This window comes from Kitasatospora sp. NPDC001095 (assembly GCF_053598615.1).
In genome coordinates, this window is the sequence record NZ_JBSFKQ010000053.1 from 13,243 (window position 1) to 38,094 (window position 24,852).

At 71.5% G+C, this 24,852-nt stretch carries 13 protein-coding genes and 1 pseudogene; 8 read left to right on the top strand and 6 right to left on the bottom strand.

The features are described 5' to 3' along the window. Positions 1–23 precede the first annotated feature (23 nt). Together ACWDBB_RS30455 and ACWDBB_RS30460 are read right to left on the bottom strand one after the other, a co-directional pair. Positions 24–452 carry a SpoIIE family protein phosphatase gene (locus ACWDBB_RS30455; protein WP_449792665.1) on the bottom strand — a complete coding sequence of 143 codons (429 nt, stop codon included), beginning with the start codon at positions 450–452 and terminating at the stop codon, positions 24–26. Positions 453–477: 25 nt separating this feature from the next. Continuing rightward, positions 478–1,413 (bottom strand): annotated as a pseudogene (locus ACWDBB_RS30460) (PAS domain-containing protein); the annotation flags it as partial. Between the two features lie 298 nt (positions 1,414–1,711). Between ACWDBB_RS30460 and ACWDBB_RS30465 the strand changes: the two are divergent. Further along, complete coding sequence (locus ACWDBB_RS30465) at positions 1,712–2,935, top strand: ROK family protein (RefSeq protein WP_449792639.1); 1,224 nt, start codon at positions 1,712–1,714, stop codon at positions 2,933–2,935. Positions 2,936–3,040: 105 nt separating this feature from the next. Here ACWDBB_RS30465 and ACWDBB_RS30470 read toward each other — a convergent pair whose 3' ends face one another. Beyond that, positions 3,041–7,000, bottom strand: coding sequence for an FG-GAP-like repeat-containing protein (locus ACWDBB_RS30470; RefSeq protein WP_449792640.1), 3,960 nt, complete (start codon positions 6,998–7,000; stop codon positions 3,041–3,043). An 829-nt stretch (positions 7,001–7,829) separates the two neighbouring features. Here ACWDBB_RS30470 and ACWDBB_RS30475 point away from each other — a divergent pair. Both ACWDBB_RS30475 and ACWDBB_RS30480 read left to right on the top strand, forming a co-directional pair. Beyond that, on the top strand, positions 7,830–15,590 hold the full coding sequence (locus ACWDBB_RS30475) for a polymorphic toxin-type HINT domain-containing protein (protein WP_449792641.1): 7,761 nt from the start codon (positions 7,830–7,832) through the stop codon (positions 15,588–15,590). Next, complete coding sequence (locus ACWDBB_RS30480) at positions 15,590–15,838, top strand: hypothetical protein (protein ID WP_449792666.1); 249 nt, start codon at positions 15,590–15,592, stop codon at positions 15,836–15,838. The genes ACWDBB_RS30475 and ACWDBB_RS30480 overlap by 1 nt, the downstream gene beginning before the upstream one ends. Positions 15,839–16,453: 615 nt before the next feature. Here the strand turns inward: ACWDBB_RS30480 and ACWDBB_RS30485 are convergent. Beyond that, the gene (locus ACWDBB_RS30485; RefSeq protein WP_449792642.1) at positions 16,454–17,098 is read right to left on the bottom strand and encodes a hypothetical protein; all 645 of its coding nucleotides are present in this window, start codon (positions 17,096–17,098) and stop codon (positions 16,454–16,456) included. Between the two features lie 276 nt (positions 17,099–17,374). On the opposite strand from ACWDBB_RS30485, the gene ACWDBB_RS30490 reads away from it, so the two are divergent. The 4 genes from ACWDBB_RS30490 (at position 17,375) to ACWDBB_RS30505 (ending at position 21,354) form a co-directional block, all read left to right on the top strand. Next, entirely contained in the window at positions 17,375–17,782 is a 408-nt protein-coding gene (locus ACWDBB_RS30490) for an archease (RefSeq protein ID WP_449792643.1), read from the top strand. 50 nt (positions 17,783–17,832) lie between these two features. Then, positions 17,833–19,260 (top strand): RtcB family protein, encoded by a 1,428-nt coding sequence (locus ACWDBB_RS30495; protein ID WP_449792644.1) that lies wholly within the window; start codon positions 17,833–17,835, stop codon positions 19,258–19,260. Between the two features lie 196 nt (positions 19,261–19,456). Continuing rightward, positions 19,457–20,524 carry an ABC transporter ATP-binding protein gene (locus ACWDBB_RS30500; RefSeq protein WP_449792645.1) on the top strand — a complete coding sequence of 356 codons (1,068 nt, stop codon included), beginning with the start codon at positions 19,457–19,459 and terminating at the stop codon, positions 20,522–20,524. Next, a complete protein-coding gene (locus ACWDBB_RS30505; protein WP_449792646.1) occupies positions 20,521–21,354 on the top strand; it encodes an ABC transporter permease subunit in 834 nt (277 codons plus the stop codon). The genes ACWDBB_RS30500 and ACWDBB_RS30505 overlap by 4 nt, the downstream gene beginning before the upstream one ends. 44 nt (positions 21,355–21,398) lie before the next feature. Here the strand turns inward: ACWDBB_RS30505 and ACWDBB_RS30510 are convergent, their stop codons facing one another. Further along, positions 21,399–22,310, bottom strand: a complete 912-nt coding sequence (locus ACWDBB_RS30510; protein ID WP_449792647.1) for a LysR family transcriptional regulator — start codon at positions 22,308–22,310, stop codon at positions 21,399–21,401. Positions 22,311–22,498: 188 nt separating this feature from the next. On the opposite strand from ACWDBB_RS30510, the gene ACWDBB_RS30515 reads away from it, so the two are divergent. Beyond that, positions 22,499–23,179, top strand: coding sequence for a type 1 glutamine amidotransferase domain-containing protein (locus tag ACWDBB_RS30515; RefSeq protein WP_449792648.1), 681 nt, complete (start codon positions 22,499–22,501; stop codon positions 23,177–23,179). A gap of 100 nt (positions 23,180–23,279) precedes the next feature. On the opposite strand, the gene ACWDBB_RS30520 is transcribed toward ACWDBB_RS30515, so the two are convergent. Continuing rightward, positions 23,280–24,851, bottom strand: coding sequence for a carboxylesterase/lipase family protein (locus tag ACWDBB_RS30520; RefSeq protein ID WP_449792649.1), 1,572 nt, complete (start codon positions 24,849–24,851; stop codon positions 23,280–23,282). Position 24,852 lies beyond the last annotated feature (1 nt).

The following is a 24,852-nucleotide window of genomic DNA, read 5'->3' on the forward strand; positions in this document are numbered from 1 at the left end:
CGGGTCCGGAAACCGGCGGGCCGTCAGCGCTGTCGGGTACGGGCCACCAGGAGGGCGATGTCGTCCTCGGCGGTCGGGGCCGGGGGCGGGGCGAGGGCGTGGAGGACGGCGTCGAGCAGGTCGTCGAGGTCTCCGGCGGCGGGCAGGCGCAGGGCCGCGAGCCGTTCCAGGGAGACGTCGATGTCCTCGCCCCAGCGCTCGACCAGACCGTCGGTGTAGAGGAGCAGGGTCTGGTCCGGCAGGAGCGGGTGGGTGGTCTGCTCGTAGCCGCCGAGGCCGGTGCCCAGCGGCGGGCCGGCGGGGATGCGCAGCAGCTCGGTCGGATGGCCGGGGGCGATCAGGGCGGGCGGCAGGTGGCCCGCGCTGGAGAGGGTCCAGCGGCCGCGGCCCGGGTCGGCGAGGGCCAGCAGGCAGGTCGCCGAGCAGGGCGGCCTCGTCCGGGGTGAAGGCAGGGCCGGCGGTGGTGCGGCCGAGGGTGAGCAGCCCGATCAGCCGGCCCCGGGCGGCCAGCGGCAGGACCAGCAGTGAGGCCGTCCCGGCCGGGCAGGCGTCCTCGGGCCCGGGTTCGGTCAGCACGGCGACGCCGCCGGCCAGGCTGCGGGCGGCGGCCGAACCCTCCCGGTGGCGGATCGATTCGCCCGGCCTGGGCAGTTCGGAGAGGCCGGCGGCCAGCGCGGGTACGGCCCGGGCGCCGGCCCGGTGCAGCCGCTGGGACGCGCCGTGGCCGCCCCGGGCGGGTTCGGCCGCGGGCGGCAGCACGTCCACGACGGCGAGTTCGGCGAGCCCGGGCACGGCGAAGACGGCGAGCTCGGTGCCGGTGGTCCCGACGTCGAGGGTGGTGCCGATCCGTTCGGTGGCGGCGTCCAGGAGGGCGAGTCGGGCCCGGGCCTGTTCCAGCTCGCGCAACTGGTCGCGGGCCGGGTCGGGGTCGTCCAGCACGACGACGATCACACCGGTGGTCCGCCCGGACTTCCGCAGGGCCCGGTAGCGCGCCCGCAGGCCGGGCGGCACGGGGGCGCCGGCGCCGTCCGGGCCCCCGGTGGCGTGTTCGCGGGCGATCCCGTCTTCGATGACCCGGCGCAGGATGCCGAGGGCCCCGGCGAAGGCGGTGGTCCCGGCGGCACGGCCGAGCAGGTCCGCCCGGCGCAGCCCGGTGGCGGTGGTGAAGGCCGCGTTCAGGTACTGCCAGCGCAGCCGCTCGTCGAGCAGCGCGACCCCGACCGGGGCGGCCGCGAGGACCTCGCGGAGCCGCTCCGGATCGTCGCCGCCGTCACCGCCGTCACCGTCACCGCCGTCGCCGCCGGTGATCGCTCCGAGCCGCGCGGCGAGGGCCGCCGCGGCTGCCGCCAGGGACCGGGAGTCCGGTGTCGCGGACCGCGGACCCTCTGCTCGGTTGCCGTGCCGGAAGTGCATACGCCCATGATCACGCGCCCGGGTGCGGCACGCCCACAAGTGGGTGAAACGTTGACTGGCCGGGGACGGTGTTGTAGCGGAGTACGTCGGCGGGGCCGCCGGTGTGTCCACGGGGCCGCCGGCGGGTCCGGGGGTACGTCGACGAGGCCGCCGGCGGGGCCGTACTGATACGGCGGGCGAACGCGGGATGATCACCGGTCATACTGGGCGGCGGCGCCCGACCCCGGACGCCCCGGGCCGGGCCCACCCGGCCGTACCGACCCGACCCGCGCCCGAAGACCCACACCGGAGGAACCCGATGAGCCCCCACCAGCCGACCAGTCGCCCGGCGGCCGGGGCCCCAGGGGTGCCGTGGAACCGGCAGCGGCTGCGCAGCAACAACGAGTGGTTGCTGCTGGAACTGCTGCGCACCGGCGGCGGCTCCTCGCGCGCCCAGCTGGCCCGGGACACCGGTCTGTCCAAGCCGACGGTGTCGGCCGCGCTGGCCGAACTGGAGCGGGCCGGCCTGGTCCGAGAGGCCGGTCGGCTGGCCCCGGAGCGGGGCCGCACGGCCGTGCTGTACGAGGTCGACCCGACGGCCGGGCACGTCCTCGGCGTGGACATCGGCCGGGCCCGGCTGCGCGTGGCGGTGGCGGACCTGGCCGGGACGGTGGTCGCCCGCCGGGACGTGGCCAACCGGGGCCGCTCGGCGAACGCCGTCGCGGACGCGGTGGTCGAGGCCGCGCACGAGGCGATCGCCGAGGCGGGCCTGACCGCCCCGGACATCGTGCACGCGGTGATCGGCACCCCGGGGGTGTGGGACGAGCAGCTTCGCGGGGTGCGCTACGCCAACAGCCTGCCCGGCTGGGGCAGGCCGGGACTGTTCGACCGGATAGGCGAGGGCCTGGGGACGGGCGTCTCGGTGGCCAACGACGCCAATCTGGCGGCGCTCGGCGAGTACACCCTGGGCGCCGGGCGGGGCAGCCGGATGTTCGCCTACCTGCTGGTCGGCACCGGGCTCGGGCTGGGCGTGGTGAAGGACGGCGAGCTGCTGCTCGGTGCGCACGGCGCGCTGGGCGAGATCGGCCTGGTCCCGCTGCTCGGGCGGGCCGACGAGCCGACCGCGACCATCGAGCAGGAGGCCGCCGCGGACGCCGTGGTGCGTACGGCCAGGGACTTCGGGCTGGGCGGGGGCTCCGCGGCGCGGCAGCTGACGGCGAAGCAGGTGTTCGAGCGGGCCCGGGCCGGGGAGGCGGCGGCGGTCCGGGCGGTGGAGCGGGAGGCCGAGCGGCTCGCTTATGCGGTGGCCGTGCTGTCGGCGGTCCTGGACCCGGACCTGGTGGTGCTGGGCGGCGGGATCGGCAGCAGTGCGGACCTGCTCCTGGAACCGCTGGAGCAGGCCCTGCACCGGCTCGCCCCGATGCGTCCGACGCTCGCGCCGAGCCTGCTGGGGGAGGAGGCGGTGCTCCTCGGCGCGGTCTCCACGGCGTTGGAGACCGCCCGCCCCGTGGTGTTCGAGCGCCGGACGGCAGGGCTGCGCTGAGCTTGGCGTTCAACCTCGCAGGTCACCGACATCTATGGCAACAGGTCGGCCGGCCTGGCGGAACACGCCAGGCCGGCCGCCCTGTTGGTCTTCCTGTCCTTGTGATTACACCTGGTACCAGGAGCGGAAGGATTCTCCGGGAGAGCCCTGGTCGATGGCCCAGGTGGTGCCTGCGGTGTCGGTGGTGGTGACGATCATGGCGCCGTTGTTGAGGAGCGTGACGCGCGGGTCGCCGGCGAAGATCATGTTCGGGTTGCCGAGGTAGGCGCCGGTGCTGAATCCGCTGGTCGGGCTTCCTTGGCCGAACAGGGCGATGTGTCCGTTGGTGGTGCGGGCGACGATGTTGACGGTGCCGCCGGCTCCGGGGGACAGGACGATGCTGGTGGCGCCGCCGGTACCGCCGGTGAGGCTGATCTTGTACCACTCGCGGAACGGTGTTCCGGGTGCGGCCTGGTCGATGGCCCAGACGTCGCCGTTGACGTCGATGGCGGCCACGACCATGGTGCCGTTGGAGGCGGTGGTGACGCTGGGGTCCCCGGCGAAGGCGGGCGAGGTGGTGCCGAGGTAGGCGCCCGGGCTGTATCCGCTGGTGGGGCTGCCCTGGCCGAAGAAGCCGATGTGGCCGTTGGTGGTGCGGGCGAACAGGTTGACGGTGCCGCCTCCTGCGGGGGATGTCACGGCTGCGGCGCGGCCGGTGAGGCCGCCGCTGGCGCTGACCTTGAACCAGGTGCCGAAGGCGGAGCCGGGCGCGGTCTGGTTGGTCGCCCACAGGTCGCCGCCGGTGTCGACGGCGGTGACGATCATGCTGCCGTTGGCGGTGAGGGTGATGGCGGGGTCCCGGGCGAAGACCGGCGCGGAGCTGCCGACCGCCGCAGCGGGGCTGAAGGAGGAGTCGGGGCCGGCCTGGGCGTAGTCGACGATCCCGCCGGCGCGGGTGCGGGCGAAGACGTGGACGGTGCCGCCGGCGGCCGGCGACAGGATCGGCGCCGGGTCGCCGGTGTGGAGGCCCTGGCTGCTGAGCTGGTACCAGCTGCGGAAGCCGCCCGCGGTGCCGGTCTGGTTGGTCGCCCACAGGTTGCCGTCGGCGGTGACCTTGACCGCGACGAGCGTGCCGTTGGCGGCGCGCGTCATGGTGGTGGCGGGGCTGCGCAGGCTCTGTCCGCCGTCGAGTGCGGTGACGGTGTGCAGGTTGCCCTGGGCGGCCAGGCGCGGTTGTCCGAGCCCGGTCGGGGTGCCGGGGTACATCAGCAGGCAGCCGGTGGGGCAGGTGGTGGTCTGGGCGGTTCCGTCCGGGGTGTAGTAGGTCACCGGGGTGGCGGAGTCGGCGGGCGTGGTGGCGAGGACGTCGCCGGTGGTCTGGCCCGGGGTCGGGGTGAACAGGGGGTAGCCCCTGCCGCTGTCCGCGACGCTGCCGTGCAGGTTGCCGGGCGTGGTGATCAGGGGCCGGTGCTGGGGGTCGAGGCCGGTGGCGTAGACGGTGCCGGTGGCGGGGGCGGCGGCCTGGTAGCCGCGGCCGTCGGCGTTGCGGGCGCCGAGCACGAGGCGCACGCGCCCGTACTCGGCGTCGTTCGGGTTGGTGGTGTTGCGTCGGGCGAGCAGGTCGGGGATGCCGTCGCCGTTGACGTCGCCGGGGGCGAGGACGTCGTAGTCGCTCCAGCCGGAGGCGGAGATCACGGCTCCGGGCTTCAGCCTGTTGGTGCCGGGTTCGCTGGCGAGGGGACCGTCCTTGGTACCGCTGTAGATGACGAGGGTGTCACCATCCTTGGCGATCAGGTCGTTGCCGACGACGTTGTCGAGGTTGCCGGTGGCGACGATCTGACTGGTGGCGGACCAGTCGCCGCCGCTGGGATGGGCCAGTTCGGTGCGCTTGGATTCGTCGGGGGCGCCCATGCCGTTGCCGGGGTAGAGGTAGAGCCGGGTGCCCTGCTTGACAAGGAAGTCCTCGTAGCCGTCCTTGGTCAGGCTCGGGCTCTGGTTGGCGAAGTCACCCCGGTGGGTGACCTGGGCGCCGGACCAGCCGGGGGTAGCGACGGTCCGGGGCTGCTCGAAGGTGCCGTCGCCGTGGCCTGTGTAGAGGACGAGTTCGCCAGTGCTGGTGGCGGCCACCAGGTCGGCGTACCCGTCACCGGTCAGGTCGCCGGGGCGGTCGCCGACCAAGGCCGGGTCGGTCGCGTCGTGGACGAAGTTGCTGCGGGCGGTCGTGATCAGCGTGGTGCTGGAGTTGGGGCCGCCGTCCGAACCGTCGTAGGGGGAGAGGTTGCCGGCCTTGTCCACGGCCTGGACGGTGAGCCGGTTGGTCGGATACAGGGTGGGGGTGAACGTGACGGTCGCGGTCCCGTCCGGGCCGGCGTCCACCCAGGTGCCGCCGCAGCCCTGGTTGACCACGGGCAGCGGCTTGTTGAGGGAGTAGCAGAACCCCTTCAGACCGAACTGGTCGCTGGAGGCGAACTTGACCGTGCGCGGGGTGCGGGCGGGTACGTCCTCGGTGTCGATGCTGTGGCCGTCGGCTGAGGTGACGGTCGGCTTGGAGGGCGCTGTGCGGTCGACGTTGAAGCCGCAGTCACGGCCGAAGCCCGAGCCGGCGATGCCGTCCTCGGCCTGGACGTGCCACTTGTAGCGGCCGCCGTCACGCAGGCTGTCGGCGCCGAGTCTCGTGACGGCCCAGGAGCCGTTGGGGGCGCCCGCCCAGACCGGGGGGAAGAACTGCCCGGTGTTGTGGTCCCAGGCCTCGAACTTGGCGCTCAGGGCGACGTCGCTGTCCGGGTCGGAGATCCTGGCGGTCAGGACGACGTCGTTGCGCCCGACGGTGGGCCACGCGGCCGGGTCGCTGATGCAGGGGACGTTGACGTTGCTGCTGCTGCCCGGCGTCCACTGGCTCTCCCAGGCTGCGTAGTCGTGGAGGACCGGGGGCCGGTTGTAGGTGACTTCGAGCCACGGGTTGTTCTTGAACCGCTTGTAGCTGTTCTTGTTGCCGAGGTAGTTGTCCGGGGTGCGCAGGCCGAGGGCGACGCTGTCGTCGCCCCGATCGGCGGCGCCCTGGACGACGGCGCGCAGGTTCTCGGTGCTGAAGTCCTGGCCCTGGACGCCGGGGCAGTAGGTGGGGTTGCCGTGGGCGAAGGCCTTGGCGTCCAGCTGCCAGATCCAGGAGGCCTGGCTGTTCCAGGTCGGTGTCGTGGTGTTGATGGGGCCGGTCGCCCAGAGCTCGGTGTTGCCCGCCGCAGCCGGGTCGCAGCCCCACGAGTGGGTCTCCTCGACGTGGAAGGTCGCGGACATGATGGTGGCCCCGGCCAGGCCGCGGGTGTTCATCTCGAAGTAGGAGCGGGTGTTGCCGCTGCCGTTGTAGCCGACGCGCGGCTCGTCCGCCGGATTGTCCGAGTTCCAGCCGTTCCCGTCCGGGTAGGCGGCACCCGGCGTGGCGGAGTAGACGACCGCCCAGCGGTTGCGCCAGCCGTCGGTGAAGGTCGGGTCGATGACGACCGGGAAGACGGTGTCCGCGCCGTGCAGCAGCTCGGCGTCCGGGGTCAGCCGCAGCGTGTCCGAGGTGATCTCGGTGGCCATCGTCTTCGGCGCGTGCTCGGTGGGCCCGGGCGCGGCCGGGGTCGATGGCGGGGTGCTGTCGGCGGACTGCGCGGCCGCTGCCGGCGCGTTCTTGGCCACCGGCAAGGGAGCGGCCGTGGCGGGCTGCTGGGCAGTTGCGGCGGGGGCGTGGGAGTCCCACATCCGCGGGGCCTGCGCCGTGAAGACGGTGCCGCCGGAGCCGTCGGTCGCGGAGATCCGGCCGTCCTGAGCCGAATTGAGGGTGATGCCCGCGGTCTTGAGGCCGTAGGTGACCTGGGCCAGGCGCGGGTCTTCGGCGGCCTGGCGGGTTCTGACGACCAGCTGGTGGGAGAAACCGTCGGCCTCGGCGAGGATCTTCAGGTCCACCCCGGGCAGCACGTCGCGGTACAGGGCTGTGCTGCCGTTCAACTCGGGCTGCGGCAGCGGCGTCGGCCATGTGATGGCCAGGGACTTGCCGTCCTTCTGCATAGCCGCCAGCGGGGTGTTCCCGCCGGAGGAGAAGGTCATGGGGAAGACGGAGGCCTTCGGAGCGATGGTCCCGTCGGGACGGCGCTCGAGAGTGGCATCGGCCGGCTGCCACTGCCCTGCGACCTTGGCACGGACCGGCCTCCCGTGACGGCGCATGGTGAAGCTGCCGTCCGGGTTCGCCAGGAGATCTGTCGACTCGTCCTGTCGCTCGGAGACCTCGACGGGCTTGCCGCTTTGGCGTGCCTTCAGAACAGCGGACCGTTCGGGGGTGTCGGCCTGAGGAGGAGCGGAGGGACTTCCCGTGTCGGCATAGACGGGGACGTGGCCCAGTACGGCGATGCTCACGGCGGCGGCCGCGATCAGCGCGGTTGCCGTTCTCCGAGTGGTTCGCCCTATTCGGTAGGCGTTGTGACGGTGCATCCCCTTCACTTTCTGTGCGGTTCGCAGGCGTCCCCATCATGCAAGCCGACAGTGACGGTCCGGTCGGATTCGGAGGTCTTTGTTCCGGATGAGAGGGCGAATCGGATGCCACATTGTGATCACAGCGCGCGAAGGTTCAGCCTGATGGTGGGAGAAAAGCGGAAAAATCACTTCTTTGTGACGTGGTGTCGGCCCCGAAGGCTGCCGTCCTCGATGTAAAGAAGTTATAAAAGTGAGATAAATGGCCCTGTAGGCAGGGTGGTTGGCGAACAATTAGGGATGTCCCGTCGGTGGCTCTTGGTAGCGTCCCGCCGGGTGTGATCGCACCCGCACAACACGACCAAGAGGAAAGATACGGATGTATCCATCCGACACGGGCGCCTCGCCCGGACCGCGAACGCGTCGGTCCGAGGCAATAACACGCCCTGTGCTCCGTAAAGTCGCGCCCATGGCCGTGACGGCTCTGATAGCCGCCGCCCTACAGATTCCGGCCGTCGCGGTAGCGGCCGGCGACGAGTTCAAGTTGCCGCCCGTCCAGCACACCGAGCCCGTCCCACTCTCCAAGGTGGAGCCGGAACGCCGTGACCCGAAGGCGGCCCAGCCCCCGACCGCGCCGCCGGCCGCGGTCTGGCCCAAGCCTGGGAAGGCCGAGCTCGACCTGCCGGCGGCTCCGACGCAAAAGTCGGCCCCCCAGGCGAAGGCGCCGGGCCTGCCGGTGAGCGTCACCTCCGTCGGGCACGATCCGGCAGCGGGCGGGCAGTCGAAGGTCCGGGTGGGTCTGTCGGACCGCGCCGCTGCGGCCACCGTGGGTCTCGACGGTGTCCTGGTCAACCTCGAGCCGGTGGCGGGCAGCGCCACGCCGGACAAGGCCCGGGTCCAGTTGGACTACAAGGCCTTCCGTGAGTCTTTCGGGGCCGACTGGGGCTCCCGGCTGACCTTCGTCCAGCTGCCCGCGTGCGCGCTGACCACACCGGACCAGCCGCAGTGCCGCACGGCCACGCCACTGGCCGCTTCGAACGACACCAAGGCCGGGACGCTGACGGCGGACGTCGCGGTGACCGCACCCGCCGGCCAGGCTTCCGCCGACGATGTCGTCAAGGCGTCGCTCGCTCAGGCGACGAGCACGTCGGTCGCCGGTGCGACTGTGCTGGCCGCCACGGCCGGGGCGTCGGGGCCGGGGGGCGACTACAAGGCGACGTCGCTGTCCGCGTCCGGCACGTGGTCGGTGGGGGGCAACACTGGTTCGTTCAGCTGGTTCTACCCGATTCAGCTGCCGCCGGTGCCCGGAGATCTCGCGCCCAAGATCGCACTCGGCTACTCGTCCGCCGCCGTCGACGGGCGTACAGCGTCCACCAACAACCAGTCCTCCTGGATCGGTGACGGCTGGGACTATAACCCTGGGTACATCGAACGCAGTTACACGTCGTGTACGGGTGACAAGGGCTCAGGTAGTAACGCTCCAGCCACCGGCGGTGACCTTTGTTGGAAGTCCGACAACGCCTCCATCTCGCTCAACGGGAACGCCTCCGCCCTCGTGCGCGACGACGCCACCGGCACCTGGAAGTTGTCCAACGACGATGGCTCCCGCGTCGAGAAGCTCAACGGCAACTCGACGGACACCGCTAATGGCGACACCGACAACGAGTACTGGAAGGTCACCACGACTGATGGTGCCCAGTACTTCTTCGGCAAGAACCGCCTGCCCGGCTGGAGCGCCGGCAAGCCCGAGACCGGTTCGGCCCTAACGGTGCCCGTGTTCGGCAACCAGGCCGGAGAGCCCGGCTACGCCCCGGCGTTCAAGGACTCCTCGCGCGACCGCGCGTGGCGCTGGCAACTGGACTACGTCGTCGACCCGCACGGCAATGCGATCGCGTACTTCTACGACCAGGAGAAGAACGCCTACGCCAAGAACATCGGCGCCGCCACCGGAACTCCCAAGGCCGACGCGCTCTACACCCGTGCCGCCACGCTGAACCGCATCGAGTACGGCCACCGGGCCGGCCAGGTCTACGGTGCCTCTCCCGCGGGCAAGGTCACCTTCTCCACCACCGACCGGTGCGTGGCGACCGACTGCTCCTTCACCAAGGCCAACGCCGCCAACTGGTACGACACCCCGGTCGACCAGTCCTGCGACAAGGACCAGGACTGCCGCAATGGCGCCCCGACCTTCTGGTCCAAGAGGCGGCTGACGGGCATCAGCACGCAGGCCCTGCAGAGCAACGGCAGTTACCGGGACATCGACGCCTGGAGCCTGGACCAGTACTTCCCCGCCACCGGCGACAGCGGCGGCCGGGCCCTGTGGCTGCAGTCCATCACCCGCACCGCCAAGGCCGGCGCCACTGCGCTGGCCCTCCAGCCGGTGACGTTCGGCGGGGACCTGCGTCCGAATCGGGTCGACTCCGCCGAGGGCCGTCCGCCGATGAACCGGTACCGCGTCAACCGGATCACCTCCGAGACCGGCTCCAACACCGACATCAAGTACACGGACATCGACTGCGTCGCGGGTGCCTTGCCCGCTCCGGACAGCAACACCAGGCGCTGCTACCCGACCTGGTGGACGCCCGAGGGAGCGGTCGACCCGGTCCTGGACTGGTTCCACAAGTACCTCGTCGAGAAGGTCACCGAGCACGACCTGGTCGCCGGTTCTGGATCCCCCGACAAGGTCACCACATACGACTACCCCGATGGTCTTGCATGGCGCCGCGACAACTCCGAGTTCACTTCCGACAAGGAGCGCACCTGGAACGAATTCCGAGGTGCCCCGCGCGTCCTTACCCGCGTCGGCGCCTCCGACAAGAGTCTGACCGAAACCCGCTACTTCCTCGGTATGGATGGTGACACGCTCGCCAACGGCCAGCCGAGGCCGGTCAGCCTCATCCAGGGCATCAAGGACAGCAACGAGCTGGCGGGCTTCGTCAGTGAGACGGTCGCCTACGACCGCGAGGGAGGCAAGCCCGTCACCAGCACGGTCAACACCCCTTGGGTCCGAGGAACCGCGAACCGGGCGGTGAAGGCCCTGCCCAGCAAGGACGGAAAGCCCACCGCTACCCCGCCGGGCGAGTCGGGCAGGCCCGAGGCCGCAGCCCTGCCGGCGCTGACCGCGGCCATGGTTCGGACCGAAAGCGTGACTACGAAGGATCTCCAGCCGGACGGCAGCACGGCCCGAGCGGTGCGTTCGAGCACTACCTTCGACGACTACGGCCTGATCAAGACCATCTCGGACGAAGGTGACACGAACGTCACCGGTGACGAGCAGTGCACCCGCACCACCTACGTCACCCCGGACACCGTCAACTGGCTGATCTCCTACCCGCAGTCGGTCCGGACCAGCAGCACGCTCTGCTCGACGAACGCCACACCGTCCACCATCACGGGTGAGACCAGGACGGCCTACGACAGCAGGCCACTCGGGGCCGCTCCGGAACCGGGCAAGGGCAACGCCACCATGGTGGAAGCCCTGGACCGCTACGACGGCACCACCCCGCACTACCTGACAGCCACCACCACCGCGTACGACCAGTACGGCCGGGTGACGTCCGCAAAGAACGTCAACAACGCCGAGACCACGACGTCCTACACTCCGGCGAGCGGCAGCCAGCCCAGCGTCATCGTGTCGACAAGCCCCAAAAAGTTCACGAGCACCACAACCTATGACGGCCTGCGGGCCCTTCCGGTGAAGGTCGTCGACGTCAACAACCGCACGACCTACGTCGACTACGACGCCCTCGGCCGCACCACGGCCGTGTGGAACCCGGGGCGGGACAAGAACGCCTCGGCCAGCGAGACGTACACCTACACGATCGAGCCCGGCAAGCAGCCCGCCGTCACGACGAGGAGCCTGCTGGAGGGCGGCGACTACCGCACCAGCATCTCGCTCTACGACGGCCTGCTCCGCCCGCGTCAGGTCCAGGAGGAGGCGCATGGCGGTAGCACCGCCCACAACGGTGGCCGCAACATCACCGACAGCTTCTACGACAGCCACGGCCGGGTCTACCGCACCAACGCTGCCTACTACACGACCGGCGTGCCGGAGGCGGCGCTGTGGATCGGACTGGACAACAAGGTTCCGTCTCAGACGGAGACCGAGTTCGACGGCCTCGACCGGCCGACCGCAGGCATCTTCAAGTCGCTGAACGTGGAGAAGTGGCGCTCCACCACGCGCTACGGCATGAACTGGGCGGCAACGACCCCACCCGACGGCGGTACCCCTACGCTCACGATCACCGACGCCCACGGACGGCCCTCCGAGGTACGGCACTACAAGAGCGGTAGCCCGGACGTCGACGCGCCCCCGTCGGCGTACGAGACGCTGAAGTACTCCTACGATCCGGCCGGCAGGCTCACGCGGTTCACTGATGCCGCAGGAAACGCCTGGACCTGGGAGTACGACCTGCTTGGCCGCCGGACCAAGGCCGTCGACCCGGACAAGGGCACTACCGCCAGCACCTACAACGCCGACGGCACCCTCGCCACCGTCACCGATGCCCGGGGCAAGACGCTCGCCTACACCTACGACATACTCGGTCGCGAGACGGCGATGTTCGACGGTTCCACCACGGGGACGAAGCTCGCCGAGTGGGCCTACGACACCCTGCCGGGCAGCAATGGCCTGGCCACCAGCAGCACTCGCTTCGAGAACGGCAAGGCCTACACCACCGCCGTCACCGGGTTCGACAGCGCGGCTCGGCCCATGGGCAGCACGGTCACCATCCCGGACAGCGAAGGGCTCCTCGCCGGCACCTACACCACGGCCCAGACCTACACGCCCGACACCGGACTGGTCAGCACCTCGACCTACCCGGCCGGTGGAGGGCTCCTGAAGGAGACCGTCGACCGCAACTACACCCCGTTGGGCCTGCCCACCTCGGTGAGTGGCGACGACCGGGTGTACTCGCTCGGAAACATCTACTCGCCGTTGGGCAAGGTCCAGCAGAGCGTCACCGGCGACATCGGGTCCAGGGCGATCCAGACCTATGACTACGAGAACGCCACCCAGCGCCTCGCGCTCGTCCAGACCGACCGGGAGCGCAGCCGACCGCAGACCCTCGACAAGAAGACCTACACCTACAACCCGGTCGGCAACATCACCCGGGTCCGCGACGACCGCGACAACGCGACCGTCACGGACACCCAGTGCTACACGTACGACTTCGCCCAGCGTCTGACCAACGCCTGGTCGGCCAGCGACGACTGCGTGGCCAAGCCGACGCCGACCAGCGACCCGCATGTCGGCGGGGTCGACCCGTACTGGAGCAGCTACACCTACGACGCGGCCGGCAACCGCACCCAGGCGACCAACCGCAACTTCGGCGCCGCCCCCGGCCCACTGATGGACACCGGCAAGGTGACCTCCGTCGCCATCGCCGGTGACGGCCAGACCAGCGCCGTCGCGGTCGCCGACGGCCAGGTCCACCTCTCCCAGCAACGTGCCGACGGCACCTGGGCCAACTTCGAGAACCTGCACAAGACCCAGGCAGGGCCACTGCCCGCCCCTGTCGACTTCGTCGCGGCGACCTGGGCCGACAACACCCTGCAGATCATGGCCATCGCCGGCGGCCGGGTCTGGCACACCCTGCGCGGCGCCGACGGCAAGTGGGGAGGGTGGGGCGACGTCACCAGCGTGGTGGGACCCATCGCCAACCCCAGCCAGCTCTCCCTGTCCGCCACCGCCTCCGGCCTGGAGGTCCTCGCCCTGTCCGACGGCGTGCTCAAGCACACCCTGCGCAGGCCCGACGGCGTCTGGGCGGGCTGGGGCAACGTCTACGGCGAGACCGGCAGCCTCACCGGAGCCACCCGTGTCGCCAGCGCGGCCACCGGTTCCGGCCTCGAGGTCATCGTGGTCGCGGGTGACAGCATCTGGCACACCATCCGCTTCGGAAGTGGTGTCTGGCAGAAGTGGGGCAACGTCTACGGCGCCACCGGCGCTCTCATCACGCCCACCGGCGTCACCGCCACCGCGACCGGCGCCGGCCTCGAAGTCGCCGTCATCGCCGGTGGAGGCATCTGGCACACCATCCGCAGGCCCGACGGCGTCTGGGCGGGCTGGGGCAACGTCAGCCAGGTCGTCGGCCAGCTCAGCCAGCCGCTGTCGGCGTCGGTCGTCAGCTCAGGCGGGGACCTGAAGCTCGTCACGATCGCCGGGGGAACGCTCAACTACACCAAGCGGGCCTACTCCACCGGCACCTGGCTGCCCTGGAGCCAACTCACCCAGGTCCCCGAGAACCCGCCGAGCGACCAGACCCAGCGCACCTCCACCTACCCCGCCCCCGGAGGCACCCGACCCCACGCACTCAGCCGTGTCGACATCACCGGCACCGGCGCCCGGACCGACACCTTCACCTACGACGAGGCCGGCAACACCGTCCGCCGCGTCACCGCCGAAGGTGACCAGGCCCTCGAATGGGACACCGAGGGCCACCTCGCCAAGTCCACCATCGCGGGCAAGAGCACGACCTTCCTCTACGACGCCAACGGCAACCGCCTCCTGCGCCGTGAACCCGACTCGGTGACCCTCTACCTGGACGGCCAGGAACTCAAGCTCGACAAGACCACCAACAAGGTCACCGGCACCCGCTACATCAACGCTGGGGCCGTCACCCTCGTCAAGGCGTCCGACGGCAGCCTCAACTACCTCATCAACGACCAGCAGGGAACCGCCCAACTCACCATCAGCGCCGACAACCTCGACTACACCCGAGGCGACACCACGGCCTTCGGCACCCCCCGGGGCAAGAAGCCGGCCTCCTGGCCCACCGAACGAGGCTTCGTCGGCGGCACCAACGACGCCACCACCGGCCTCACTCATCTCGGAGCCCGCGAGTACGATGCGGCCAACGGCCGCTTCATCTCCGTCGACCCCGTCCTCGACCTCACCGACCCGCAGCAGATCAACGGCTACGCTTACAGCAACAACGACCCCGTCAACCTTTCCGACCCGTCAGGTCTCCGTCCGGACGGCACCTGCGGCGGCACGGCCGTGTGCCAGACAACCGACGGCCACATCGTGACGGAAGCATGGAGCCAGGGGGACGGAGGCGCCTGGCAGGTCGACATCAGTACGACTAAGGATGCCGTTCTCCCCGGAGGTATCGGAATCTCCGGCGCTCCCAACTTCAAGAAGCTCCAGAAGGACACTACGGAGACCATTAGGAAGCGCAAGGAACGCTTCGGAGTGGATCCGGTGGAGGACTATCACCAGTACGTGGCAGCCGCGGTCAACGCCTGCTTTTCGGACAATGCTTGCCTTCACTCAAAGACTTACGAAGAGCTCTGGAAGAAGCTCTTTAATTGGCAGCTCGAGAACATTGAGATTGTCGGCCAAGGAAGGGCGTCTTTCGGCAGCTCTCCAGTTGGAAAGGCAATTGCCGCCAAGAATGCTGCAAACGCCGCAAAGAAGCCCGGCGGAAAATCTTCGAACGCCAGGGGGGCTTGTAACAGTTTTCCCCCGGACACGCTTGTGCTGCTGGCCGACGGAACGACAAAGCCGATCGGGGAGATTGAGGTCGGCGATACCGTCACTGCGACCGATCCGCAAACAGGCCAGACGACCGGAGAGTCGGTTACCAACAAGATCGTCACTCCTGATGACACTCAATTCACAGAACTCGCGCTTTCGGCAGTCGATAAGGAAGCGATCTCGAGCGCTCCCGTCAGTGTGATATCCACGGCTCATCACCCTTATTGGGACGACACGGCCCGGCAGTGGATCAATGCAGAGGACCTTCAGGTCGGTCATCGCCTCCTGTCTGCGAACCGCGGGCAGCTTGTAGTCGTAGCCGCTCGCACCTACACCACGCAGCCGCAGGTTGCTCACAACCTGACGGTTGCAGACCTCCACACGTACTATGTGCTGGCGGGGACCATGCCGGTACTCGTTCATAATTCAAAGTGCGACTGGGTCGTACCCAGCGTTACGAGCCTCGACGCGACATGGCAGCGGATGGGGTTTGCGAACCGGTCGGATTTTGGAGACGTGGCATGGGGCGGGCGAAGCCTCTCAGACGCGAGCAAGCTCAAGACTCCCGAGCAGGTAGATAAAATGAGGGGGATCGGGATGACCAGGGGTGATGCCCAGTACTGGCGGAACTTCTATCAGGATATCCACAATAAGTCGGTGGCAAAGTTCCCTCATAATCCAGAGAAGGTCAACCCCAGTGCTGGATCGAGGGCGGATCTGTTCCAGTATTACATGGATAACCTCGGAGAGTGATGATGCGATTCGTTATCCGCGCGGACCGGCACGCTACAGTCGCCTTCGAGCCGACTGCCGCCGAGTGCGTACTTGAGCAGGGCAGGACCATCATCGTGGAGTGGTTCGGGGGAGGCGATGACGGCATGGTCTCAATGGAAGCCGAGAGCTTCGTCGTGTCCGCCCCGAGTGGCGGGTACACCAGGGCATGGGATGCCGACGGCGTAGAAATCTACATCGGTCCTGAATCGGGACCCGACGCGCGCTGATCCCGGCGGCATAATAGGAGGGGGCTTCCATGTGTGCATGGAAGCCCCCTCCGTCGTCGCCGGCATTCCCGGCTCGCGAATTTGGCACTACAGTGTGTTATCGATGCCGAAACGCGCAACTATGCCCTTGGGGTCCAATCAATTGATAGATGGATCGTTCTGTTCTCCCTTGACGATTCCCGCCCCGTCGCGCGCGGATTCGGCCTGGAACCGGTGTACTCCTCAGCTCGTCGTGGTCTTCTTACTCATGGGGTCGTCCTGGGGCCTCCGGCCCGCCATGACCGAGCGCCCGCCTGGGCGTCACCGAGGAGTTGTTGGCGAAGATCGAGTCCGACGATGCCCGGAGCTTGGAGCTCCGCGAGATCGTGATGGCCTTCTCAGCGGATGTAGGCGCCAGCCCCGTCAGAACCGTGACACTTCTGAGGCGTCAGGCCAAGCGCCCGGTTGACGAGCTCTCGCACGTGCCCGAGTTCCTTGCGCAGGACCCTGACCGTCGGCCGCTCACCCGTGGTGCTTCCCGGGGCGTTGCGCACCCCCGCAACGCGTCCGTAAGCGCTGGGTCCGACCGGTGAACACAGGGCCGGCAGGCGCGGCGCCCGCACGTGGGCCGGCTGGTCAGCCGAGGTCGAACTGCCAGTACGCGGTGTCGCGATACCCGGGCGACTTCGGGGCGACCTCCAGTGTGACCGCGCCTCCCTCCCTGTCGGGCTTCACCCGTACCGGCACGGTGCGCTTCTGCTCCGTGCCGAGGGGCGGGGTGAGGGCGGTGACGGATTCGGCCCGGTCCAGGAAGCTCATCGCGGGAGCAGGGGCGGGAGCGGAGCCGGCGCCGGAGGTGGGGGTGAGGGAGGCCGGGCCGGAGTCGATGGCCTTCCCCGCGCGGACCACGACGGGGGCGGAGCCACCAGTCGTGCCGAGGCCGGTGTCGGGGGACGTCCCGCCCGGGCGCAGTTCCTGGCCCGTGCCGTTGTCGTAGGTGATGGTGAAGCTGTAGCTGTTGTCGGGTTCCCGGTGCGGCGGGCTCATGGTGATCCTCAGGCCGTCGTCGTAGCGGGCGGTCCCGCCGGCGTGCAGGGGCTCGACCGCGGTTCCGGGGCCTTTGACGTACCCGTGCTGGGTGAGGGAGTCCTCGAACTTGGCCAGCGCCATGGCTCCCAGGACGAGCAGGGCGCTGAGGAGCACCACCACGATCCCGCAGATGGTGGCCCAGCGCGGGTTGGCGGAGGGCTGGGGGTGGCTGGGAGCCGCGTTCGTGTCCATGCGCATCACGGTAGGAAGCGGCTGGTCGGAGTGCATGAGCGGGCGTACTCAAGGGCCGTCTGAGTAGTGCCGACGTGCGGCTGGCGGGACGCCCGGACGCAGAGCGCCACCTCAACGGGGCGGCACGGACGGCGACGAGACCCGCGCCGCGACCCGCACTTGCCGCCGGGCGGCTCGCGGGATGACGCTGGAGGAGAAAGACGGCAACGGGTGCGGGAGGCGTCGCTCGTGGACGGAGGCGAGCCTGCGGGCCGGTCGGCCAGTGGCCACCGGAGTGTGCCGCACACGGCCGACCTGCGGGTGGAGGCCTGGGCGCCGACGGCTGAGGGCTGCATCGGCGAACTGGTGCACGGTGTGGTCGGGAGCTTCGCGGACCTGTCCGGCGCGCGGATCGTCGGGGAGCGGGGCTGTACCGTGCTCGCCGTGAGTGACCCGGACCTGCTCGCGGGCGTGCTGGAGGAGGTCGTCTACCGGATGGACGTCGACGGCGAACTGCCCGTCGCCGTCGCGATCGGCCCCATCGAGGGCCTGGACGGCGCTCGTCGGGTGACGGTCCGCTTCCGGATGGCCGATGCCGCGACGGCCGCGCTGGTCGGCGCGGTGCCGAAGGCCGTCTCACTGCACGACCTGGACCTGAGCGCCGGGCCGGACGGCTGGACCTGCCGGGTCACCGTGGACGTCTGAGCGCCGGCCCGGGCGCGGTGGACCGGACCTGCGGGAGCGGGGTGAGCGAGGTGGAGATCGCACTGGCCGAGGCGGGCCGCAACCGCTGGCGGATCGAGCCGCGCCCGCCGATGCGGGTGCCCGGCGTGGTGTTCGCGAACGGCGCGCTGCTGCCGCAGGCCGCCGGGGACAAGGCGCTGGAACAGGTGGCGAACGTGGCGACGCTGCCCGGGATCGTCCGCGCCTCCTTCGCGATGCCCGACGTGCACTGGGGCTACGGCTTCCCGATCGGCGGGGTCGCCGCCACCGACGTCGAACGGGGCGGGGTGGTCTCGCCCGGCGGGGTGGGCTTCGACATCTCCTGCGGGGTCCGGCTGCTGGCGGCCGGCGTCGGCCGGGACGAACTCGACCGGGACCGGCTCGTCCGACTGATGGACCTGCTGGACCGCACCGTCCCGCGCGGCCTGGGCCGGGGCGGCCTGTGGCGGCTGTCCGGGCCGGAGGAACTGGACGAACTGCTGCTCGGCGGCGCCCGCTACGCCGTCGAGCACGGGCACGGCGTGCCGCGCGACCTGGAACGCTGCGAGGACCGCGGCGTGCTGGCCGGCGCGGCCCCCGGCGAGGTGAGCACCCGGGCCGTCGAACGCGGGCTGCAGCAGGTCGGCAGCCTCGGCTCGGCCAACCACTTCCTGGAGGTGCAGGCCGTCGACCGGGTCCACGACGCCGAGACCGCCGCCGCCTTCGGACTGCGGCCCGGTCAGGTCTGCGTCATGATCCACTGCGGTTCGCGCGGCCTGGGCCACCAGATCTGCACCGACCACGTCCGCGCCATGGACCGCGAACTGCACCGCTACGGGATCGAGGTCCCGGACCGCCAGCTCGCCTGCACCCCGGTCGACTCCCCGCGCGGCCGCGCCTACCTGGGCGCGATGACCGCCGCCGCCAACTACGGCCGGGCCAACCGGCAGCTGCTCTCCGAGGCGGCCCGCCGCGCCTTCGCCACCGCGCTCGGCGTCGGGCTGGAACTGGTCTACGACGTCTCGCACAACCTCGCCAAGCTGGAGACCCACGAGGTGGACGGCGAACCGCGGACACTCTGCGTGCACCGCAAGGGCGCCACCCGGGCGCTGCCGCCCGGCGACCCCGACCTGCCCGCCGACCTGGCGGAGGCCGGGCAGCCGGTGCTGGTGCCGGGCACCATGGGCACCGCCTCGTACGTCATGGTCGGCCTGCCCGGCAACGAGGCGTTCCGCTCCGCCTGCCACGGCGCCGGACGGGTGCTGAGCCGCCACCAGGCGCTGCGCACGGTGCGCGGCGAGCGGCTGAAGGACGAACTGGAGGCGCAGGGGGTCGCGGTGCGGCCGGCCTCCTGGCGAGCGCTGGCCGAGGAGACCCCGCAGGCGTACAAGGACGTCGACGCGGTGGCCGCCGTCACCGAGGCCGCCGGGCTCGCCCGGCAGGTCGCCCGGCTGGTGCCGCTGGGCGTGTGCAAGGGGTGACGCACGGGAGACGTGCGCAGGGGTGGGGCGTACCGCGGGTGAGTTCGCCGGACCGGTCCGGGCGCGTCCCTCGACTCGCACGGCCGGGCGCGCTTGGATGTCGGACGCGCCCGTCACGGGATCGCGTCCGTCACGGGATCGCAGCTGTCACCAGATCGCAGCCGTCACCGCAGCGCATCCGCCACTGGAGGTGGTCATGCCGGGCAACCCGGACCCAGCCGTCGACCGTCGGGGCACCGGAACCGGCCCGGTGATCGAACTGCGCTCGCTCACCAAGCGCTACGGCGAGACGGTCGGCATCGAACGGCTGGACGTGTCGGTCGAGGCCGGCGAGGTGTTCGGCCTGCTCGGCCCCAACGGCGCCGGCAAGACCACCACGCTGCGCTGCCTGGTCGGCCTGCTCAGCCCCAGCGACGGACAGGTGCGGGTGCTCGGCCTGGACCCGGTCGCCGACCACGGCCGGCTCGCCCCCTCCATCGGCTACCTGCCGGGCGAACTGCGCCTCTACCCCGAACTCACCGGACAGCAGACCCTCGATCTGCTCGCCGCCCTCCAGGGCGCTCCGGTGCCGCGCCGGGGCGAGCTGTGCGAGCGGCTGAAGCTCTCCCGGGCCGACCTGGCCCGGCCGGTGGGGGAGTACTCGCGCGGCATGAAGCAGAAGCTCGGGCTCGTCCAGTCGCTCCAGCACCGGCCGCCGGTGGTGGTGCTGGACGAACCGAGCGAGGGGCTCGACCCGCTGGTCCAGGAGACCTTCTACGAACTGCTCGCCGAGGAGACCGCGGCCGGGCGGACCGTCCTGCTCTCCAGTCATGTGCTGCCCGAGGTGCAGCGGACCTGCGGCCGGGTCGCCATCGTCCGCCACGGCCGGCTGGTCACCGTCCGCTCGGTGGCCGAGCTGCGCCAGGCCCGGGCCCGCCGGGTCCGGCTGCTGTTCCGCGACGGGCGGGGCGGCAGACCGCTCGGCGCCGCCGAGCGGTGGGCCCCGCGCTGGGACGGCCCACGGGTCGAGCTGCTGGTGCCGCCGGACAACGTGGTCGAGGCGGTGCGCACCCTGCTCGCCGAACAGCCGGTGGCCGACCTGACGGTGGATGAGGCGGGTCTGGACGAGGCCTTCCTCGACCTCTACCGGTCCGTCGGCGACGAGGAGCGTCCGGACGGCGGCGGGCCGTCGGAACCGAGTGGCCTGCGGGAGGCGAGCGGGCCGTCGGAACCGAGCGGCGTGCCGGAATCGAGCGGCCCGTCGGAACCGGAGGAGAAGCCGTGAACCCGGGCACCGTCAACCGCCGCCTCCCCCTGGTCTGGCTCGCCCTGCACCGCCGCCGCCGGATGCTGCTCTCCCTGCTGTTCGGCATGGTGGTCTTCGAGACCCTGATCGTGGTGATCGCCGGAACCGTCCCGACCGCTGACCTGTTCGGCGAACGCCGCACCCCGCCCGGCGCGTTCAAGGCCTTCAGCGGCTCCAACGGCGACGTCTCCATCGCCAGCTACCCGGGCCTGCTCGGCGCCGGACTCACCCACCCGTTCTGGATCGCCCTCCAGTTGACCGTGATCGGCTCGCTCGGCGCCGCCGCCGTCGCGGCCGACGTCGAGTCCGGCACCATCGAGCTGCTGATGACCCGCCCGGTCTCCCGCCGCCGGCTGCTCGCCGAGCGGGCCGGCGCCCTGATCGCCGCCACCGTGCTGCTCAACGCCGCCGCCACCCTGACCCTCGGGATCGGGGTGGCGGCATCCCCGAAGCTGCGCGCGGCCGTCCCGGAGAGCGCGGTGTTCACCGCCGGACTGCTCGGCTGCGCCCTCGCATTCTGCCTGACCGGACCGGTGCTGGCGGTCTCCGCGATGTGCCGGCGGCGGGCCCATGTGATCGGTGCGGCCGTCGCGTTCGGCGCGGTCGGCTTCGCGCTCAACTTCGTCGCGCTGGCCTGGTCCCCGGCCAGGTCGCTGCGCTACCTCAGCCCGTTCCACTACTACGCGCCGGGCGACGTGCTCGGCCACGGCGGGGTGCCGTGGGCGGCCTTCGGGGTGCTGCTCGGGGTGGGACTGCTCGGGCTGGCGGCGGCCTTCGTACTGTTGGAGCGGCGGGACCTGGCCGTTTGAGGCGGGACGTGGCAGACCGAGGCGGCCCCAGGCGGGCAGCCCGGTCAGCCCCAGGTGCGGGCCGCGGCCAGCAGCCGCTCGCGGACCAGGGCCACGTGCGGGTTGGCCGAGCCGGCCGGGCGGCGGACCAGGTAGGCGGTGTTGATCGGCGGATCGGCCGGCTCGTGCAGCAACCGCAGGGCCCCGGTGGCGAGTTCGGCCCGGCACAGGTAGCCGGGCAGTACGCTCCAGCCCGCGCCCGCCGTCACCGCCGAGAGCACCGCCCGCAGGTCCGGCATAGTGACCGCCGCCCGGGCGTGCAGCCGCCGGTCGAAGACGTGCCGCCAGTAGCGGCGGGCGATCGGCAGGTCCTCGGCGTAGCTGAGCAGCGGGACCTCGGCCAGCGCGCCGGGCAGCTCCCGGCCGGCCAGCCGCTCGGCCCAGACCGGGGCCGCGACCAGGACGAACTCCTCGTCGGCCAGCGGGTCGGCGAGCAGCGTCCGGCCGCGCGGACGGCGGGTGGCGACCACCAGGTCGTGCTGCCCGGCCCGCAGTTCCGCCAGCAGCGGGTCGGTCAGCCCGGTCGTCACCCGCAGCCGGACGCCCTCCGCGACCAGCGGGGCCAGCTCCGCCAGCAGGACGGTGCCGAGGAACTCGGCGGGCCCGGCGAGGTGGACCGGCTCCGGCACGCCGTCGCCGTGCCCGTCGGCGAGGCCCGCGAGCTGGTCCAGCGGTACGGCCAGGCGCCCGGCGAGCTCGTCGGCGTACGGCAGCGGGCTGACCCCGCGTGCCCGGCGCTCGAACAGCTGCCGGTCGAGCCGCTGCTCCAGCGCCCGGATCTGCGCCGTCACCGTGGACTGGGACAGGCCCAGCAGGTGCGCGGCCGCGGTGAGGGAGCCCGCCCGGTGCACGGCGAGGAAGGTCCGCAGCTGGTTGAGGTCCAGCGGGCCTGATCCGGTGGTCGGCCGATCGCTCATGCCGCCGAGCGTACGGGATTCCGATGACAGGACGGCTGCTGGACGATCCGGGTGAGGTATCGGAATCCCGATGCCTCGCATCGCGTGGCCCATTGGTTTCCGGGGGCCGGGCGCGTCTAGCGTCTCCAGCGTGAGCGCCGCGGCGGACCGTCGTGGCGGAGACCGCGGCACCCTTGGAGGCACACCTCATGGCCGACATCCTGTTCGTCGTGACCGGCGCGAGGTTCTGGACCCTGAACGACGGCACCGCGCACCCGACCGGCTTCTGGGCGGAGGAGGCGGTCGTCCCGTACCGCGCCTTCACCGAGGCGGGCCACCGGGTCACCGTCGCCACCCCGGCCGGAGTCGTCCCGGTCGCCGACGGGGCCAGCCTGACCGACCCGGCGATGGCCGAGGAAGTGGAGAAGATCGCCGAGTTCCGGCAGCCGCTGGTGCTGGCCGAGGTCGACCCGGCCGACTACGACCTCGTGTTCTACCCCGGCGGCCACGGCCCGATGGAGGACCTCGCGGTCGACCCCGACTCCGGCCGGCTGCTCACCCGGGCGCTCGCCTCCGGGCGCCCGCTCGGGGTGGTCTGCCACGGCCCGGCCGCGCTGCTCGCCGCGCGGGCCGAGGGCAGTGGCTGGCCCTTCGCCGGGTACCGGGTGACCGGTTTCACCAACGCCGAGGAGACCCAGGCCGGTCTGGCCGACCGGGCGCCGTGGCTGCTCCAGGACCGGCTGGTGGAGCTCGGCGTGGACTTCGAGGAGGGCGCGCCCTGGGCACCGCACGTGGTGGTCGACCGCAACCTGGTGACCGGTCAGAACCCGGCCTCCTCGGGGCTGGTGGCCGCCGAACTGCTGAAGCTGCTGGACGCGTCGGCGGCGTAGCGGCCGAACGGGCCCGCCGTCCGGCCGCCACGCCATCGGTGTCCGGACCCGCCGCGCCAAGGGTGTCCGGGCGGCCCGCCCCGCCGGCCGGTGCCCGCCGTCAGGGGAGGTCGTAGGCGGTGAGGGGGTGCCCCGCCCAGATCCGACGGGCGGCCTGCTCCGGGTAGCGGACGGTCTCCGAACGGGCGTCCAGCACCCGGGTGAGCTGCCCGTCCGGCTCGAAGGCGGGCCACCCCGGGTCGCCGGTGGTGGCGAACCGGACCCAGGCCTCCCGCAGTTCCGCCGAGACCAGGACCGCCTCCGGCGGGGGCGGGTCGCCGAGGAAGTGCCGCGCCGCGGGGCTGTCCAGGGTGCCGAAGGCGAGCGGCACGTCCAGGCCGTGGCAGGCGCCGAAGAGGCCGCCGAGGGCGGGGGCGGGCAGGGCGAGCTCGAAGAGGTACGAGGTGCCGCCGGCCGCCGCGTTGGCCTCGGCCAGCCGGAGGGAGGGCACCCGGAACAGGGCGTCGGAGCTGACGGCTTCGAGGAGTTCGGAGGGCGTCGCCCCCGGGAGGGCGGCTCGGTAGGCGTCCGGGCCGCCCGGCGGCGGGGCGAACAGCTCGAGCGCCAGCCGGGCCTCCTCCTCGGTGAAACCGCCGTGCCGACCGCTGAGGACACCGAACAGCCGGAACTCGTCCCGGGTGTGACCGACCAGCAGGTCGACGCCCTCGGTCAGCGCCGACCAGGGCGAGCCGGGCAGGACCTCGCCGTCGACCACCGGGACGGTGGCGATGCCGCTGTGCGCCAGCCGGCCCCAGCGCGCGAGGTGTTCCGGCAGCGCGGCGCCGAGTTCGGTGACGGCCGAGGCCAGGCGCCGGGGGTGCACCTCGGCGAGCGCGGCGGCGGTGGGGGCCGTACCGAGCAGCTTCGCGAGCTCGGCGGTGACCTCGGCGGCCAGGGCGGGGGTGCAGTGGCTGCCCGGCACGGTGTGGGCGACGGCCCGCCGGAACAGGCCGCGGGCGGCGTCCGTCGCCAGCAGCGCGGCGACCGACCCGGCGCCCGCGGACTGCCCGGCGACGGTCACCAGGGCCGGGTGCCCGCCGAACCGGGCGATGTTGCGCCGCACCCAGCGCAGGGCGGCGATCTGGTCGAGGAAGGCCCGGTTGGCCGGGGCGCCCTCCAGCAGGGCGAAGCCCTCGGCGCCCACGCGGTAGTTGACGCTCACCACGACCAGCCCGGCGGAGGCCAGCGCGGTCGGGTCGTACAGCGGGTCGTTGGCGGTCCCGGAGATGAACCCGCCGCCGTGGATCCAGACCAGGACCGGCAGGCCGGCCGCGCCGGGATCGGGCGTGCAGACGTTGAGGGTCAGCCAGTCGGAGTCCTCGGAGGCGACGGTGCCCTCGGCGGATTCGGTGGATTCGGCGGGAAGTGGTCCGGACTGCGGGACCATCGGGCCGAAGGCGGTGGCCTCGCGGACGCCGTCCCAGGGCTCGGGGTCGGCGGGTGCGGCGAAGCGGAGGGCGCCGACGGGCGGCTGGGCGTAGCGGATGCCGCGGAAGACCGCGAGCGCGTGGCCCGCCGGCTGTTCCTGCCGCCCTCCGTGCTGCTGTCCGTGCTGCTGTTCCGGTCCGCGCGGCCGCTCCCCGCGGCCGCGGACGAGTCCCTCGGTGGTGCGGATGACGGGTTGCTCCGACATG

Excerpts from the sequence above, each read along its gene's own strand:
- ACWDBB_RS30485 (WP_449792642.1), bottom strand. The coding sequence starts at position 17,098 with ATGGACACGAACGCGGCTCCCAGCCACCCCCAGCCCTCCGCCAACCCG.
- ACWDBB_RS30475 (WP_449792641.1), top strand. The coding sequence starts at position 7,830 with ATGGCCGTGACGGCTCTGATAGCCGCCGCCCTACAGATTCCGGCCGTC.
- ACWDBB_RS30500 (WP_449792645.1), top strand. The coding sequence starts at position 19,457 with ATGCCGGGCAACCCGGACCCAGCCGTCGACCGTCGGGGCACCGGAACC.
- ACWDBB_RS30480 (WP_449792666.1), top strand. The coding sequence starts at position 15,590 with ATGATGCGATTCGTTATCCGCGCGGACCGGCACGCTACAGTCGCCTTC.
- ACWDBB_RS30510 (WP_449792647.1), bottom strand. The coding sequence starts at position 22,310 with ATGAGCGATCGGCCGACCACCGGATCAGGCCCGCTGGACCTCAACCAG.
- ACWDBB_RS30470 (WP_449792640.1), bottom strand. The coding sequence starts at position 7,000 with ATGACCTTCTCCTCCGGCGGGAACACCCCGCTGGCGGCTATGCAGAAG.
- ACWDBB_RS30465 (WP_449792639.1), top strand. The coding sequence starts at position 1,712 with ATGAGCCCCCACCAGCCGACCAGTCGCCCGGCGGCCGGGGCCCCAGGG.
- ACWDBB_RS30520 (WP_449792649.1), bottom strand. The coding sequence starts at position 24,851 with ATGTCGGAGCAACCCGTCATCCGCACCACCGAGGGACTCGTCCGCGGC.
- ACWDBB_RS30515 (WP_449792648.1), top strand. The coding sequence starts at position 22,499 with ATGGCCGACATCCTGTTCGTCGTGACCGGCGCGAGGTTCTGGACCCTG.